The sequence below is a fragment of the Neolewinella aquimaris genome, assembly GCF_014197245.1.
Classification (GTDB): domain Bacteria; phylum Bacteroidota; class Bacteroidia; order Chitinophagales; family Saprospiraceae; genus Neolewinella; species Neolewinella aquimaris.
The window spans coordinates 1,082,177-1,097,975 of sequence record NZ_JACIFF010000001.1 but is presented as its reverse complement, the minus strand read 5'-3'; the positions used below and the strand labels follow the sequence as shown (position 1 = coordinate 1,097,975).

The 15,799-nt window shown below is 58.1% G+C and carries 13 protein-coding genes; 8 read left to right on the top strand and 5 right to left on the bottom strand.

Annotation, left to right across the window (positions count from 1 at the left end; translation table 11 throughout):
- Positions 1 to 55 precede the first annotated feature (55 nt).
- Together GGR28_RS04400 and GGR28_RS04395 are read left to right on the top strand one after the other, a co-directional pair.
- Entirely contained in the window at positions 56 to 3,712 is a 3,657-nt protein-coding gene (locus GGR28_RS04400; protein ID WP_183494486.1) for a Kelch repeat-containing protein, read from the top strand.
- Between the two features lie 143 nt (positions 3,713 to 3,855).
- Positions 3,856 to 5,253, top strand: a complete 1,398-nt coding sequence (locus GGR28_RS04395; RefSeq protein ID WP_183494485.1) for a T9SS type A sorting domain-containing protein — start codon at positions 3,856 to 3,858, stop codon at positions 5,251 to 5,253.
- Here GGR28_RS04395 and GGR28_RS04390 read toward each other — a convergent pair.
- On the bottom strand, positions 5,240 to 5,758 hold the full coding sequence (locus GGR28_RS04390; protein WP_183494484.1) for a DUF1415 family protein: 519 nt from the start codon (positions 5,756 to 5,758) through the stop codon (positions 5,240 to 5,242). The two genes, GGR28_RS04395 and GGR28_RS04390, sit on opposite strands and share 14 nt — an antisense overlap.
- Complete coding sequence (locus GGR28_RS04385) at positions 5,755 to 6,807, bottom strand: RluA family pseudouridine synthase (RefSeq protein WP_183494483.1); 1,053 nt, start codon at positions 6,805 to 6,807, stop codon at positions 5,755 to 5,757. The genes GGR28_RS04390 and GGR28_RS04385 overlap by 4 nt, the downstream gene beginning before the upstream one ends.
- A 255-nt stretch (positions 6,808 to 7,062) precedes the next feature.
- On the opposite strand from GGR28_RS04385, the gene GGR28_RS04380 reads away from it, so the two are divergent.
- The 5 genes from GGR28_RS04380 to GGR28_RS04360 are packed head-to-tail and all read left to right on the top strand — an operon-like array spanning position 7,063 to position 13,499.
- Positions 7,063 to 8,256, top strand: a complete 1,194-nt coding sequence (locus tag GGR28_RS04380; RefSeq protein WP_183494482.1) for a trans-sulfuration enzyme family protein — start codon at positions 7,063 to 7,065, stop codon at positions 8,254 to 8,256.
- Between the two features lie 49 nt (positions 8,257 to 8,305).
- Positions 8,306 to 10,999 carry a valine--tRNA ligase gene (locus GGR28_RS04375; RefSeq protein ID WP_183494481.1) on the top strand — a complete coding sequence of 898 codons (2,694 nt, stop codon included), beginning with the start codon at positions 8,306 to 8,308 and terminating at the stop codon, positions 10,997 to 10,999.
- A 17-nt stretch (positions 11,000 to 11,016) separates the two neighbouring features.
- Entirely contained in the window at positions 11,017 to 11,991 is a 975-nt protein-coding gene (gene moaA, locus GGR28_RS04370; protein ID WP_183494480.1) for a GTP 3',8-cyclase MoaA, read from the top strand.
- A gap of 10 nt (positions 11,992 to 12,001) precedes the next feature.
- A complete protein-coding gene (gene moaC / locus GGR28_RS04365; RefSeq protein ID WP_183494479.1) occupies positions 12,002 to 12,475 on the top strand; it encodes a cyclic pyranopterin monophosphate synthase MoaC in 474 nt (157 codons plus the stop codon).
- Positions 12,468 to 13,499 (top strand): ThiF family adenylyltransferase, encoded by a 1,032-nt coding sequence (locus GGR28_RS04360; protein WP_183494478.1) that lies wholly within the window; start codon positions 12,468 to 12,470, stop codon positions 13,497 to 13,499. Before moaC ends, GGR28_RS04360 begins: the two co-directional genes overlap by 8 nt.
- 136 nt (positions 13,500 to 13,635) lie before the next feature.
- Here GGR28_RS04360 and GGR28_RS04355 read toward each other — a convergent pair whose 3' ends face one another.
- The 3 genes from GGR28_RS04355 to GGR28_RS04345 are packed head-to-tail and all read right to left on the bottom strand — an operon-like array spanning position 13,636 to position 15,056.
- Positions 13,636 to 14,070 (bottom strand): molybdenum cofactor biosynthesis protein MoaE, encoded by a 435-nt coding sequence (locus tag GGR28_RS04355; protein ID WP_319936699.1) that lies wholly within the window; start codon positions 14,068 to 14,070, stop codon positions 13,636 to 13,638.
- Positions 14,063 to 14,299 carry a MoaD/ThiS family protein gene (locus tag GGR28_RS04350; protein WP_183494476.1) on the bottom strand — a complete coding sequence of 79 codons (237 nt, stop codon included), beginning with the start codon at positions 14,297 to 14,299 and terminating at the stop codon, positions 14,063 to 14,065. The genes GGR28_RS04355 and GGR28_RS04350 overlap by 8 nt, the downstream gene beginning before the upstream one ends.
- 7 nt (positions 14,300 to 14,306) lie before the next feature.
- On the bottom strand, positions 14,307 to 15,056 hold the full coding sequence (locus tag GGR28_RS04345; RefSeq protein ID WP_183494475.1) for a sulfite exporter TauE/SafE family protein: 750 nt from the start codon (positions 15,054 to 15,056) through the stop codon (positions 14,307 to 14,309).
- A gap of 53 nt (positions 15,057 to 15,109) precedes the next feature.
- Here GGR28_RS04345 and GGR28_RS04340 point away from each other — a divergent pair, with 53 nt between their 5' ends.
- On the top strand, positions 15,110 to 15,790 hold the full coding sequence (locus GGR28_RS04340) for an endonuclease III domain-containing protein (protein ID WP_183494474.1): 681 nt from the start codon (positions 15,110 to 15,112) through the stop codon (positions 15,788 to 15,790).
- Positions 15,791 to 15,799 lie beyond the last annotated feature (9 nt).

Here is a 15,799-nt window from a genome sequence, read left to right as displayed (position 1 = left end):
TCAATAAAAGCTAGTATATTTCCTTGGAGACACATTTGATACAACAATACACTGTATGCCCACCATGATTCCAAGCGCGAGCCGCCTGCGGTTCCTCCTATTCCTGTGCGTTATCCTAATTGCTTTTTCCCTGTCCGCGCAACACGCTGGAGAGTGGTATCACCTTGCATCGACCGGAGATACGCCCAAGATGCGCAGCGACGGTGCCTTCGTTCGGGTCGGCGATGAAGCTTTTTTGCTGGGGGGCTACGGCAAAACTCCCATCCAGCGCTTTGACCCGGAGAAGCGAAAATGGAAAAACACGAAGTCGTCACTTAACAACATTCACCATTTTCAGGCACGCTCCTACCGGGGCAAGATCTATATCGTAGGCGCGCTTTCGGGTCATCATCCGGCTGAATTCGCCTATAAGCATGTCCTGGTTTATGATCCGGAAAAGGATGCGCTGACCACCTTGGGAGAAATGCCAACGGGCCGCCAGAGAGGTTCCTGTGGAGTTGCGGTGTACAACGACCAGCTCTACGTAATTGGCGGAAACCAGAACGGACACGGTGGTGGAGCGGTTGCCTGGATGGATCGGTTTAACCCAAAAACGGGCAAATGGACCGAACTACCGGATGCCCCCCGTTCGCGCGATCACTTCACGGCTGAGGTCATCGGAGATCGGCTCTACCTGGCCGGGGGCGGCCGGTCGTCCCTGACTGCCACCAGCGGGCTGTTTGGTGACTTGGAATCGGCGGTGGACGTGTTCGACTTCGAAAAGGGTGAATGGTTGACCGCTCCCGAGTTGCCCGCTCCGCTACCTGCCCCGGGCAGTGGGACAGTAACGGCGGTGATCGACGGTAAACTCATGGTGATGGGCGGCATGACCGGGGACCACAAGCGTGCGCGCACCTCGGCTTTCCTGCTGAATCCCACTTCGGGTAAATGGGAGGCGTTGCGGGAGATGATCATGGGACGTCACGCCACCCAGGCCGTAGTTTTTGAAGATAGGGTGTACGTGGCTGCCGGTTCACCGGGTGGCCAGAATGAGCGCATAGCACCCGAGCTGCCCTTCGTGGAGTTTTTTAGCCTTAGCGAACAAGCGTTGCACCGCTACGAAGACTGGACGGTTCTGGGCTCGGCCGATCACCGCCGTGCGGAGGGACAAATGATCACTTACCGGGGCGAGTTCTACCACTTTAATGGGTTTGATAACGGGTTACGGGCCCAGGCCCACAATGAAAAATACAATCCCGTTACCAATCGCTGGACACCGCTTGCCCCCTTGCCGGTGGCCGCGGAGGACGTGGTGACTCATACCGCCATCGCACTGGTCGAGGACGTAGTATGGCTTGCCGGAGGTCGCATTGGAAGTCACCCCGGGCGGGTCACCGATGAAGTGTGGCTGTACAACATCACGAACGATCGCTGGAGCGAGGGACCCCGCATGCCCGTGCGCATCGGGGCTGGTGGATTGGCCCACATCGGAAACAAACTGCACTACGTGGGTGGCTTCGACGAGAATGGAGGCTGTGACGTCGATGACCACTGGGTATATGACCTCGACAGACCGGACCTGGGTTGGCAAGATTACAGTACCACTTCACCCATGCCAATGGCCCGCAATCACTTCGGCACGGTGGTGTACGGGGGAAAACTATACACTGTCGGAGGACAGCACGACCACGACGCGTGTAACAAGGGTAAAAACCTGAAACTCGTGCATGTCTACGATCCCCTTACCGACTCCTGGGAGCGGCTCGCGGACCTGCCTGAAGTCCAGTCGCACACCGAGCCGAGCACCTTCAGCTACAATAAAAAATTGTATTCCCTGGGGGGGCAGGGGGAAGAATCTCAGGAAGTGTGGGAATATGATCCCGATAAGGATAAGTGGAAGGAGTTGAAGGACCTTAAACTTCCCCTACGACTTATCGCTCCGGGTGCCCGGATCCATGGGGAAATTCTTTTCGTGATGGTAGGTGGCGAGGTAGCCGTCAATGTGCCGCGTACCGAAGTGCGGGCTACTTACTTTGGCCCCAATGTCACCCGGGAGTTAGGTTTTTATCCGGCAGAATGGCAATCCGGAGCCGAGGAGGCAGCAGAAACTCGGGTACTCCTGATAAATTATAGTGCGGAAGAGGAAGTGAACTATACCATTGACGCGGCCACTGTGCCCCCCTGGCTTAGGGTCGACGGACTGCAGGGTACAGCCCGGGAATCCTTTACGGAGATCGCACTATCGGTCGACGCTAAGGAGCTTCCCAATGGCAAGTACCACCACACCCTTACCGCCACCGCCCCCGGATACGAACCCGCAGAACTCAGGATTGAGTTTACCGTAGAAGGCCAGGAGGAAGTGAAACCGACGGAAGAAGAAGAAGAAGAAGAAGAAGAAGAAGCTACGCCACCGAATATTCCCGCCCTTGAAGCTTACTGGATGGAGGCCGAATGTGCTACGCTCGGAGATAAGTGGCTCCGCAAACCAGCTGATCTGGCCAGTAATGGAGCTTTCGTAACCCCGGTTGCCGGTCTGGCGTCTAAAAAGACCCCGCCGACCAACCAGGCGGGTAGCACCATCATTTTTACCCAGGAGTTGACCTCGCCGGGGGAATTTCACCTTTACGGGAGAGTGCGTGCGACTAGTCCGGACGGGGATTCATTTTGGCTGCGGATCAATGGTGGAAAGTGGATCAAGTGGGACCGCCAACTGATCACGGACGGTAAATTCGACTGGAGAAAAGTACCCGGAGGTCCGCATAAACTACCCGCCGGAGAAGTAAGCATAGAACTGGCCTACCGGGAGGCGGGGATTCACCTAGACAAGATCTACCTGACCAACGGCGACGAACAACCCACTGGATTAGGCGGCGAGGGGATTGCATGTTCTCCACCCATTGAAACAGCCCCCTGCGCGGACGCCGACTGCCCTACGGAATACTGGGCGGAGGCGGAGTGTCACAATTCGGAAATATCATGGCAGATAGCCCAGGCACCTACCGCGGCAAATGGTCGGTACATCTACGCTACGGGTGTAAGCGATTTTACCGGGACGGAGCTGGAAAATACCGCTCACCAGTTGCAATTTAGAACGGGAGATCTTGCCGGTGGAACGTATTACCTATTTCTGCGCCTTAATGCAGCGGACAACAGTTCGAACTCCTTCTGGATACGGGTCGACGACGGCGATTGGGTCAAGTTCTGGAAGGAAACCAGCGGGCTGAATATGCTCACCACTGGCTTTGAGTGGCGACGAGTGAATGACGATACTCGGCCCATTTCCTTTTCGCTTAGTCCGGGTAGTCACCTGATTACCGTGGCTAAACGAGAAATCAAAACGCAGTTCGACAAACTCGTGCTGCGTCAGAACCCCGAATGGCCAGTAGGGCCCGGCCCCGTCGTGGAAGACTGCTCGGGGTCCGTAGGCTCATTAGCTCCCGGACAAGCGTGGGGTACCCAATCTGTCGGGTCCGAACCACTCGCAACGATGCTTGAGGTGTTTCCGAACCCCGCCGGTCAGGAGGTGAACTTCAGTCTTCTGACGCAAATAACTGGACCGGTAACGGTGATTGTAAGGGATCAAAATGGGCGCAGGGTTAGTGTGAACACCTATCTCTCCCAGTTCGGGGAACTACGGGGCAGTATTAACGTAAATGACCTACCGCCCGGGATGTACAGTTTACACACGATGGTTGCCTCCGAAAGTCACAGCAAACCCTTCATCAAAAACTAGTTAAAATCAATCGCTGATCTGTACGTCAGCCTGCGTACACCCATTAAGTTTTCGAACATTGAAGAAAAATATGTTGTTTTGCCCGAAGAATTCCGTGCTACCGGGAATTACTTTCACTACCTTGTTACAACATATTACACTCTATGACACACATCTACCTTCCGAACCGCCGGTGGTTCTTTTCGCCGGCAACCTTACTTTCACTACTTTTTCTCTTCTCTACTTCTATTTCGGCCCAGTCTTCGGGTGAGCAACTAACGCTTCCCTTCGCAGTATACCTGGAGGCGGAGTGTGGCGAAGTCGGCGAAAACTGGGAAACCAACGCCGACGAAACGGCCAGCGGAGAATCTTACGTGGTCATCAAACCCGGATTCAGCAGCCTGAGCGAGGCGCCCGATGACATCCCGGAGAATCGGGTTCGCTTCACCGTGAACGTGCAGCAGGAAAATCGCTACCACCTGTGGGGTAGGGTACTGTCCTCCTCCGGAGCGGAAGACTCCTACTGGGTCAGAATCAACGACGGCGAATGGGTCAAGTGGTTCAACCGACTCCGCTACCGCAACGAATGGACGTGGCGGGAAGTTATCGAAAGTCCTTTCCTCATCCCCGAAGGGGTCGCCACGATCGACTTCGCTTTCCGCGAACCGAACACGAAGCTGGATAAGGTTTACCTGAGTAGCCTCCGCCAGTCGCCCAACGGTACCAAAACGTCCGCGATAAATTGCGACGAGGAAACGGACTGTACCGCTTATCCCGAAGCTTGTGCGGACGAAGCGTGGATCGAGGGAGAATGCGGGACACTGGGCGCAGCCTGGTCTTACACGGTTGATACGGAGACATCCAACTCCGGCTACCTTACCCCTACCGGTCCGAACCTGCTGACCGAACCGGGCGACGATGCCGAGGGCGACCGGGTAGTCTTCGAAACGGAAGTATCCCAGGCCGGAGATTATTACCTGGACTTCCTGATGAATACCCCCGATAAGGGAAAGAACTCGTTCTGGGTCAGGGTCGACGACGGAGAGTGGATCAACTTTTCCAACGAACTCGGAGGTGCTGATTTGCTTACCGACGGATTCGAGTGGCGTCAGGTCAACGTTGGTGGAAACGCCACTTCCTTCAACCTCAACAGCGGCTCCCACACGATCACGGTAGTCAAGCGTGAGTCCGGTACTAAGCTCGACAAAATACACCTGGGTCGCAGCGCCGAACTACCCACCGGCTTCGGAAAGTTTGCCCTCAACTGCCAGGAAAATTCTACCACGCCGACCCGTCCCTCGCTGGATCTAATCGCTAGCCTGGACATATTCCCCAATCCGGTAAAGCACAGCTTAAATTTCAACCTGAATGCGCCCACCCGCGGAGCGGTAAGCGTGAACTTGGTCGACATCACCGGCCGTAACATCCGGCAGATGAGCTACGTGAAGACGAGCGAAATTCTTGCCGACGAACTGGACGTTGCAAATCTGCCCATGGGTTATTACCGCCTGTTGATTGTTTCGGTAGATGGAGTAGTCAGCCGTCCGTTCATTCGTCAGTAGAAGCTGAAAGTTTTCGGAGCAACGCTACATTCCGTTCCGGAATGGAAGCAATGTCCGGGTACACCCGGGTTGCTTCGGCTACGCTGCTCACGCGCAGCAATTGTACGGTAGGGTAGGGAGAACGATTCGTCGCGTTAGCGGCATCGTTCTCCCGCTCGCCCGCAAATTGGTATTCCGGATGGAAGTGCGCGAGTTGCACGAATCCGTCTGCTCCGCTGTCCTCTAACAGCTGCTCGATGGCACCGACGAAACCCATAAAGTCATCGAATTCGGCCAGGACGTCGGGAAAGAGTAGCAAGGTGGTTTCTACCTGATCGGCCGGCTTATTCAATTGGCCCTGCACCTGCGTTCCCGCCCAGTGAAAGGCTGCTTCGGGTTCTGTGTCCCTGCACGTGTTGCATACCACCCGGTTCTGGCGGAGGGGGGCGGCGGCGAAGGGACAGAGGTTAAGGCGAACGACGAAATCCCTGACCCAGGCGAGGGTAGCGGCCTCTTCCGGACTCATTCCTCCAGCAGATTATTCAGCCGGCGGTGACCGACGTAGCCCCGCCACCGATCGAGGGCCGCCTGCATGTCGTCCGGCAAATCGCTATCGAAATGCACGTACTCGCGGGTCGTTGGGTGGATAAACCCAATGCTTTTGGCGTGTAGGGCCTGGCGGGGACATAGCTCGAAGCAGCGCTCGACGAAGGTCTTGAACTTGCTGTACACCGTGCCCTTTACGATGCGGTTTCCGCCGTACTTCTCGTCCTGAAACACCGGGTTTCCGATGCTCTTCATGTGTACCCGAATCTGGTGGGTACGTCCCGTTTCGAGCTTAAGCTCGGTGAGGCTTACGTAGTACAGGTCTTCCAGCGTGTGGTAGTGGGTGATGGCGTGTTTGCCCTCCTCTTCCTCGTCGAATACCGTGTAGTTCTGGCGGATGCGGGGGTGGCGACCGATGTTTCGGTCGATGGTACCTTCCGTGGGGTCCGGCGCTCCCCAGACGATGGCCTGGTAGGTGCGGTCGATCGAGTGATCGAAGAATTGGCGGGCGAGGTGGCTCATCGCTTCGTCGGTCTTAGCGATCACGAGCAGTCCGGAAGTATCCTTGTCGATCCGGTGCACCAGGCCTACCCGGTCGGGGTCGTTGCCGGGCAAAACGGGGATGTCCTCCTTGTTGAGGTAGAAAGCCAGCGCGTTAACGAGGGTACCGGAAGGATTGCCTACGCCGGGGTGCACGACCATGCCGGGTGGTTTGTGGACGATCATGAGGGCATCGTCCTCGTAGCGGATGTCCAGGGGGATGTCCTGAGCGACCAGCCCTTCCTCCGCGCCCTCGTGGCGGGGTACGATCACGGTAATGAGCTCTCCGGGAGACAGGCGGTGGTTGGGCTTCACCTGCTGGCCATCGACTAGGATGCTTCCCGAACGGATGCCGTTCTGCACCCGGTTGCGGCTGACCCGCGGCAGTCGGTCGGTGACGAATTTGTCGATCCGTACCGGCGATTGCTTGGGGTCGACCAAGATTTCCTGCACCTCAAACAGCTCCTCGTTTTCGTCCTCATCTTCCATGCCGCAAAGGTAACGATTAAGCGTAGCGCGGGTGGTAGTCGTAAGGTTTACTTGGCGACGGGTTGTGGATGCCGCCGTCGAATCGGTATGCCATATCGCGGCGTTCAGTAGGTGGAGATGATTAAGGGTGGTCAGTCCGGTGGGGAACTGATATATTTACCCCAGATCGCGTTCGTTTTAAACCACCAATTACCAACTAGTCCACTTTCGGCCACACACCGGCGAATAGTCGACTACTAACGACTAAATTTCCCTATGAAATTATCTAGTCTAGCTACGCGAGACCCCGCCGTTCCTACCTTTAATCCGCCGCACCAAGTACCCCTAGTCGCTGCTTCCAGCTTCGTTTTCGAGTCCATCGAACAGGGAATGAGCATTTTCGACGGATCTGTACCGGGGCACCTCTACGGCCGCTTCGGAAACCCCACCGTCGATGCGGCGGCGGCCAAGATCGCCGCCCTCGAAGGGTACGGGCTGGAAGAACCGGGTTACGGCCTGTTCTGCGCCAGTGGAATGGCGGCCATCGCTACTACCCTAATTGCCCTCTGCGGGCCGGGGAGCAAAATTCTGACTCACGGTGACCTGTACGGCGGCAGCAGCAGCCTCATCGACCAGCTGGCCGCGCAGGGCATCGGTCGGATTGACGCCGACATCCGCAACTGCGAAGAAGTGGAGGACAAGCTCACCGAACACCCTGAAATAGCGGTGGTGTACCTGGAAACCCCCTCTAATCCGACCCTACGCTGCGCCGACCTGGCGTACATCGCCGACCTGGCGCACCACTACGGAGCACTGCTGGTGGTCGATAACACCTTTGCCACACCGATCATCCAGCAGCCCCTCTTGCTGGGGGCGGATATCGTAGTCCACAGTACGACGAAGTACATGAACGGTCACGGTACCGGTATCGCCGGGGCAATCGTCTGCCGCGATCAGGAATTCTTCGAGGAGAAGCTTAAGCCGATATACCGACTTTACGGAGGAAGCGGCAATCCCTGGGATGCCTGGCTCGTGCTCAATGGTCTGAAGACACTGCCCCTGCGGATGGAGCGGCACTCGGACAACGCACTTCGGGTCGCGGAACACCTGCTGAAACACGAGCACGTGGCCCGGGTCCACTATCCGGGCCTCCCCGACCATACCGACTGTGCGACCATCGGCAAGCAGATGAAATTACACGGGGGCATGCTCAGTTTTGAACTGAAGGGAGGGCTGGAGATGGGAAAACGGTTTATGAATCAGCTAAAATTCTGCACCCTTACGCCCACCCTCGGCGACGTCGACACCCTGGTTCTCCACCCGGCAACCATGAGCCACCGGGGAATACCCCGCGAGATCAGGCTCAGCCACGGCATCACCGACGCCCTGATCCGACTCAGCGTAGGCATCGAGGACGTCGAGGATATTATCGAAGACATCGACCAGGCGCTGGCGGCGACCAAGGCGTAGGGCAATCCCCCCGCGCCGCCGTACTTTTGTCCTCCCAAAAGCGCCAACAATGTCCGTCAAACACACCTATAACAGCAGCGAGGTCGAAAAGAAGTGGTACGCCTACTGGATGGACCACGACTACTTCCGCAGCGAACCCGACGAGCGGGAACCCTACACCCTGCTCATCCCCCCGCCGAACGTAACCGGGGTGCTGCACATGGGTCATATGCTGAACATCACGATTCAGGACGTTCTGGTGCGTAAGGCCCGCCTGAGCGGAAAAAACGCCTGCTGGGTCCCCGGTACGGACCACGCCAGTATCGCTACGGAAGCTAAGGTGGTGAAGAGATTAAGGGAGCAGGGGATCAAGAAATCCGACATCGGCCGTGAGGAGTTTATGAAGCACGCCTTTGCGTGGAAAGATGAATTTGGGGGCATTATCCTGCAACAGTTGCAGCAATTGGGGGCAAGTTGCGACTGGTCGCGCACCCGCTTCACCATGGAGCCTAAAATGTACGAAGCCGTCATCAAGGTTTTCGTCAAGCTGTACAAACGGGATAAACTGTACCGCAGCAAACGGATGACCAACTGGGACCCCGAAGCCCAGACCGTCCTCAGTAACGAGGAAGTCATCCACACCGAAGAGAACGGCAACCTATACCACGTCCGCTACCGGATGGAAGGCACCGACGACACCTACCTCACCATTGCCACCAGTCGGCCGGAAACCATCATGGCGGATACCGCCCTGGCGGTTCACCCCGAGGATGAACGCTACAAGAAGTTTCACGGCAGAAAAGTCATTGTGCCCCTGGTAAATCGCGTCGTGCCGGTGATTCCAGATGATTACGTCGACCCGGAATTCGGAACCGGAGCACTCAAGATCACGCCCGCCCACGACCCCAACGACTACGAGCTCGGACAGAAGTACGGACTGGACGTCATCGATACCATCACGGCGGACGGTAAGCTGAACGAACTGGCGCAGTTTGCCGTAGGGCTCGATCGCTTCGAGGCCCGCGTCGAGATCATCAAGCTACTCAAGGAAAGCGGCGACCTGGTCAAGATCGAGCAGTACCGCACCAAAGTCGGTCGCAGCGAACGCACCAACGCCATCGTGGAGCCGCGGCTCACCCTCCAGTGGTTCATGAAGATGAAGGAAACGGCCGCCACCGCCCTGCGCGCGGTCGACTCGGGTGAAGTTCGGTTTCACCCCGAGTCCATGAGCAACATGTACCGCTCGTGGCTGAACGAGGAGAACGTGCGCGACTGGTGCATCAGCCGCCAGCTCTGGTGGGGACAGCGCATCCCGGCCTGGTACCACGGCGACGAGGTGTACGTCGCCGAGACCGCCGAAGAGGCGTTAAAGGAAGCGCAGCATCACCACCCGGGACTCAAGATGTCGGACCTGCAGCAGGACGAGGACGTCCTCGACACCTGGTTTTCCAGCTGGCTCTGGCCGATGTCGGTATTTGACGGCTTCGGCGAGGACAAGACCGATCTGCGCTACTACTATCCGACCAACGACCTCGTCACCGGCTGGGACATCATGTTCTTCTGGGTCGCCCGCATGATCATGGCCGGCTACGAATTCAGCGAAGATCTGCTGGGCAAGGAATTTGTCGAGGAGCACGGTCGCCAGCCCTTCCGCGACGTGTATTTTACCGGGATGGTCCGCGACGAAAAGCGCCGTAAAATGTCCAAATCGCTGGGCAACAGCCCGGATGCGCTCGAACTGCTCAAAAATTACGGAGCGGACGGTGTCCGGTACGGGATGCTCTCCAGCGCGGCGGCCGGCAACGACATCGTTTTTGATGCCCCGATCCAGGACGGCGAGGTGCTCAATCAGAGCCAACTTTGTGAGCAGGGCCGCAAGTTTTGCAACAAGATCTTCAACGCCAACCGCCTCATTCAGAGCTTTGAAGTGGCGGACCGTGATCCGGACCCGGCCGCCCGATTGGCTACCGAATGGATCGAAGCAAAGCTTAATGCGACAATCACCGAGGTAGACCGCCTGATCGCGGAATATCGCCTGAGCGAGGCGATGGTCACGCTTTACCGCCTGATCTGGTCCGACTTCTGCAGCTGGTACCTCGAGGCCATCAAGCCCGCCGACGGGACCATCAGCCGGGTCACCTACGACGCCGCCATCTCCGTATTCGAGCGTATGATGATATTGCTCCATCCCTTCATGCCCTTCATTACCGAGGAGGTGTGGCACCAGCTTCGTCACCGGAAGGAAGGGGAAGACTGCGTGGTAGCATCCTGGCCCGTAGCCGAGGAGTTCGACGCTAATTTGCTGCAACGCTTTGGGGCACTACAGGACGCCGTCAGCCACCTGCGCGACGTGCGCAACCAGCGCGGAATCTCCCACGGGGAAAAGCTCACCCTGGCCGTCAAGCGCAGTCAAACCAGCGAAGCACTGTTGGGCGGGTCCGCAGGTGCCGCTGAATTTCTGCAAAAAGCAGGCGTACTTGGTTCGGTCGACTTGGTCGATGACGCACCCGCTAACGGCCTTCCCTTCCTGATGCAGAACGATACGGCCTACCTCCTGCTGAACGAATCCGTGGACCTGGAGGCCGAGCGGGCCAAAAACCAGGAAGAGATCGACCGGTTGCGCGGCTTTTTAAAGTCGGTAGAGAAGAAACTGGGGAACGAGCGCTTCGTAGCCAACGCACCGGAGGCGGTCGTAGCCCTGGAAAAGAAGAAGGGCGAGGACGCCCGGGCCAAGATTGCCAGTCTGGAAAAGATGCTGGGCTAAAGCCGTACCTTTACGGTATGCTCATCGACCAACACGGCAGGCAACTTCGCTACCTGCGGCTGGCGGTCACCGACCGCTGTAACCTCCGCTGTCGGTACTGCATGCCCGCGGAAGGCATCGATTTTGCACCGCGCTCCGCGCTGCTCGATTACGACGAGATCCTTTACCTCTGTGAAGTACTGGCCGATCTGGGAATTGAGAAGGTCCGACTGACGGGCGGCGAGCCGCTCGTCCGCCGGGATCTGCCGGTGCTCGTTCGTGGACTCGGCCACCTGTTTCCGACCCTGGCCATGACCACCAATGGCGTACTGCTGCCGAAGTACCTCGATGAGCTCGCGGTGGCGGGCCTCACCCACTACAACTTAAGTTTGGACACCCTGCGTTCGGATCGCTTCTTCGCCATCACGCGCCGCGATGAGTACGAAGCTACCCGAGCGGCCCTTACGGAACTGCTGCGCCGCGGGTACCCGGTCAAAATCAACGTCGTGGTCATGCGGGGACAGAACGACGACGAGCTGCTCGACTTCGTGGAACTGACGCGGAACAATGCCGTAGACATTCGCTTCATCGAGACCATGCCCTTTAACGACGACGACGGCAACCACGACGTATTCCTGTCCTACACCGACATGCTCGAGCGAATTCGCGCGGCCCATCCCGATCTCGAGCAGGATACCGGGCGCGGGGGCAGCTCCGTGGGTTTTAGGATTCCGGGGTATAGCGGTAAGATTGGTATCATTCCGGCCTACAGCCGTAGCCTCTGCGGCAGTTGCGATCGGTTGCGGTTGACGCCGCGGGGTACCATGCTCAACTGCCTCTACTCCACCAAGGGATTGGAATTGCTGCCCCTGCTGCGTAGTGGGATCGGTCGGGAGGATTTGGTCGACCTGATCCGGGCTTACGTACACGGAAAGTACGCAACGGGTCACGAGACGGAACGGCGCGAGCAGCAGGGAAACATTTTCGCCAGCATGACCAGCATCGGCGGCTAAACGAAACGATATGGCATTTACTCACCTCGACGCGGACGGACGGCCAGCGATGGTCGATGTTGGAGACAAACAAATTACCCAACGAACGGCAACCGCCGAGGCGCGGGTGATAGTCGGTGCTGAAATAATGAAACATCTGCGGGACGCTGACTTCAGTACCAAAAAGGGGTCCGTCACCCAGACCGCGATCATCGCCGCTACCATGGCCGTAAAGCAAACGTGGTCGGTGATTCCGCTCTGTCATCCACTCCCAATCAATGGCTGTAAGGTGACGGTGGATGAAGTGGGGGATAACGCCCTGTACATCACCTGCACCGTAAAGACGGAGGGAAAAACCGGCGTCGAAATGGAGGCCCTCCACGGCGCCAGCGTAGCTGCCCTGACCATTTACGATATGTGCAAAGCACTATCCCACGATATCTGTATTCAGAACCTGCAGCTGCTGACCAAGCGGGGCGGAAAGAGTGATTTCGATCGTGGCTGAACGTTACCAAAGACAGACTGTCCTACCGGAAGTCGGCCCCGACGGGCAGGCAAAACTGGCTGCCGCGCGGGTGGTCGTGGTGGGCTGTGGGGGACTCGGTAGCCCGGCGGCGGCGTACCTGGCCGGTGCGGGAGTGGGGCAGCTTCGGCTCGTGGACGGCGACCGACCCGACATTACCAATCTACACCGTCAAGTGTTCTTCGATCCCGCACAGCCCGGTAGCAAGGCTTACCAACTTGCCGGTCATTTACGTAGACTGAATACGGAAATCACCATTGACGAGGTAGCGAGCTATGTGGACGCAAAGAATATTCGTCGGTTACTATCCGGCGCAACCTTAGTACTCGATTGCACCGACGATGCGCTTACCAAGCATCTTCTCAATGACGCCTGCGTTGCGCTAGAAATTCCCCTGGTCTATGCGGCCGCCCAGGCCTATGCCGGTTACGTTGCGCTCTTTCCCAACGCGGTTGGCGGGATCAACCTGCGGGATCTCTACGCCGAGCCCGATCCCTCTCTCCCGGACTGCGCCACGGCCGGGGTGCTGCCTACTGCGGTCGGCATTGTCGCCATGCTGCAGGCAAATGCGGCCCTGTGCTACCTCCTCGGTATTGGTAATCCGCCGATCGAGCGGCTACTCACTTACAACGCCCTTGACAATACCCAGCACCGGGTAAAGCTGCAGAAGACCTACAGTAAGCCCATCGCCGCACCCTGGGGTGCCCACCGGCAGCTTGCCCGCAACGAATTAGAGATTGACGCCGATACACTTACGCCCCCCGGCTACGACGGCATCTTCAGCATGCTCACCGAAACCCGCGAACCGGAACTACCGACCGGAGTCGTTCGCCTGGATTCCCGCAACCCCTTCGGTCACTGCCGCGAACTGATGTCACCCGGTGGCCGCTACCTCCTCTACTGCAATTCCGGAAAACTGAGCCTGGTTCTCGCCGCCCAGTTGCGCAAGGCGGAGCCGGCGGTTGATGTAGTGAGTTTACGGGGGGGTATTAAGGGTATATCCTAGTCGTCGGCCGACCGAGGCACGAGGCTCGTCCGCCGACTCCACCAATCCGCTTCATCTTCTCCTTCGTAAATCAGTTAGGTCATGCTCTCTCCCGCACTCGGCGGACGAACCTCCTACGTCGGTCGGCCGATGAGGGTTACGGCCTCGCATTCAGCCAGTGGCTGCCGTCTTCCCGGAATTCCTTTTTCCAGATGGGGACGGTTTTTTTCAGCTCGTCGATGATCCATTCGCAGCCGGCGAAGGCAGCGGCGCGGTGGACACTGCTGACCGCAATAATGACCGCCACGTCACCGATTTCCAGATCGCCCTTGCGGTGGTGGAGGGAGACGGCTTGAAGATCGAATGTATCGCGGGCGGCAAGTGCGAGCTTACGCATTTCCTTGATTGCCATACCGTCGTAGGCGTCGAATTCCAGGTGGGTGACCGTATGGCCGAGGTTCAGGTCGCGGATGGTGCCGACGAACAAGCACAGTCCGCCACAGGACGGGTGCTGCACGAAGCGGTAGCAGGTGTCCAGCTCGAGGGGGTGGTCGCTGAGCGCTACGTCTATGGTGCCGCTGAACTCATCCACCGGAGACGGGGGGTATAATGACGACTTCGTCACCGGCGGCAATGATCTCCTCGTCGGTGGCATAGACCTCGTTGCGGGCAACGGCGAAGTCGGTGAGGTCGGCGAAGCCCGGGAATTCACGCATCAGTGCCATTCGGAGTTCGCGTACGGATTTACCGACAATGCCATCGAGCTGCAGCCCGGGGCCTCCCGCTATTTCGCGTGCAATGCCAAAACACAATATTCTCATCGCTCGGTTAAAATGACCAGTTCATCCATACTAACCTTGCACCCACCAAAAGGATGAGCACGGCAGCGATTTTTTGGATAAGCTGGGGGGACAGACGGGTCAGGGTAATTCGCGTGCCGAGTTGTCCGCCGGCTACTACCGCTACGAGCAGCATGCCGGTGAGCACATAGTCGATTCGGATGCCGACGCTCAATTGTCCCGATAGCCCGGCCAGTGAATTCAGGGCAATAAACAGGCTGGTGGTTGCCGCGATTTGCCGCGCCGGTGCCCACCGACTAAGGAACAGTACCGGGGAAAGAAAAATGCCGCCACCGATGCCTACCACTCCGGAAACAAAGCCAACCAGGGCACCGATGCCAATAGCCACTGCACCTGCGCCCCCGCCCAGTGGTTTACTTCCCTCCGCAAGGGGTCGCCGCAGCAGCATTAGTAATGCCGCAAGCAAAAGCAACGCGCCCAGCAGAAGCAGGTAGTCCTGACGCGGCAGCTGTACGCGCCCACCGAGAAAGGCCGTCGGCATGCTGGCCAGGACCAGGGGAAGCGCCCTTCGCCACGGTGTGACGCCCGCCCGTGCGAAGGCAAGGGTAGACCCGCCCGTCACCCCCAAGTTGCAGATGAGTGCAATGGGACGAATGGCACCCGTCGGCAAACCCGACAGGGTAAGGATGGCCAGGTAACTGCTCCCACCCCCGAAACCGGCGGAGGAATACAGCAGGGCAATGAAGAAAAAAGCCACGAAGAGCCAGAGATATTCCAAGGGAGCTTAGGTCGGCAGCAAACTTTGGTCCAAGGTAGCAACATAATACCACCATGACCGACGCCGAAAGAGCCCTGCTGATCGATGAACTGTTGTGCAAGGAGTACGGCGCACCCTTCATACCGTTCAGTTACCGGGATCCGGTAAGCGAACTGGTCGGATCGCTGCTCTCGCACCGCACGAAGAACGCGGTCACCCGCTCGGCCTACCAACGGTTACAGGAAGAACTGCCCACCTGGGAAGAGGTGATCGATGCACCCACCGATCGGGTAGAGCGGGCCATTGCTGCTGTCACCTATCCCGAAGTGAAAGCCCCCCGGATCCAGGCGGCCCTGCGTAACGTCAGGGAGCGTAGGGAGGGGGTATTGTCGCTGGACTTCCTCGCTGATCTGTCCGTCCGGGAAGCGCGCGACTGGCTGGAAGTTATTCCAGGAGTGGGGGCAAAAACGAGCGCGGCGGTGCTGAGTTTTAGTCGACTGAGGATGCCGGCCCTGGTCGTCGATATCCACCACCAGCGGGTTGCGCAACGGCTGGAAATCGTACCTCCGAAGGCCAGCCTGGAGAAATCCGCCACGATCCTGCAGGATTACATTCCGCCGGAATGGGACGGGCAGCGGGTGTACGATTCCCACCAGGGATTCATGCGTCACGGGCAGCGGGTGTGCCACTGGCGGTCACCGGATTGTCATCGCTGCGTGATCCGCGAATACTGTCCGTATCCGGCCGGGGACTAGCCCGTTAAA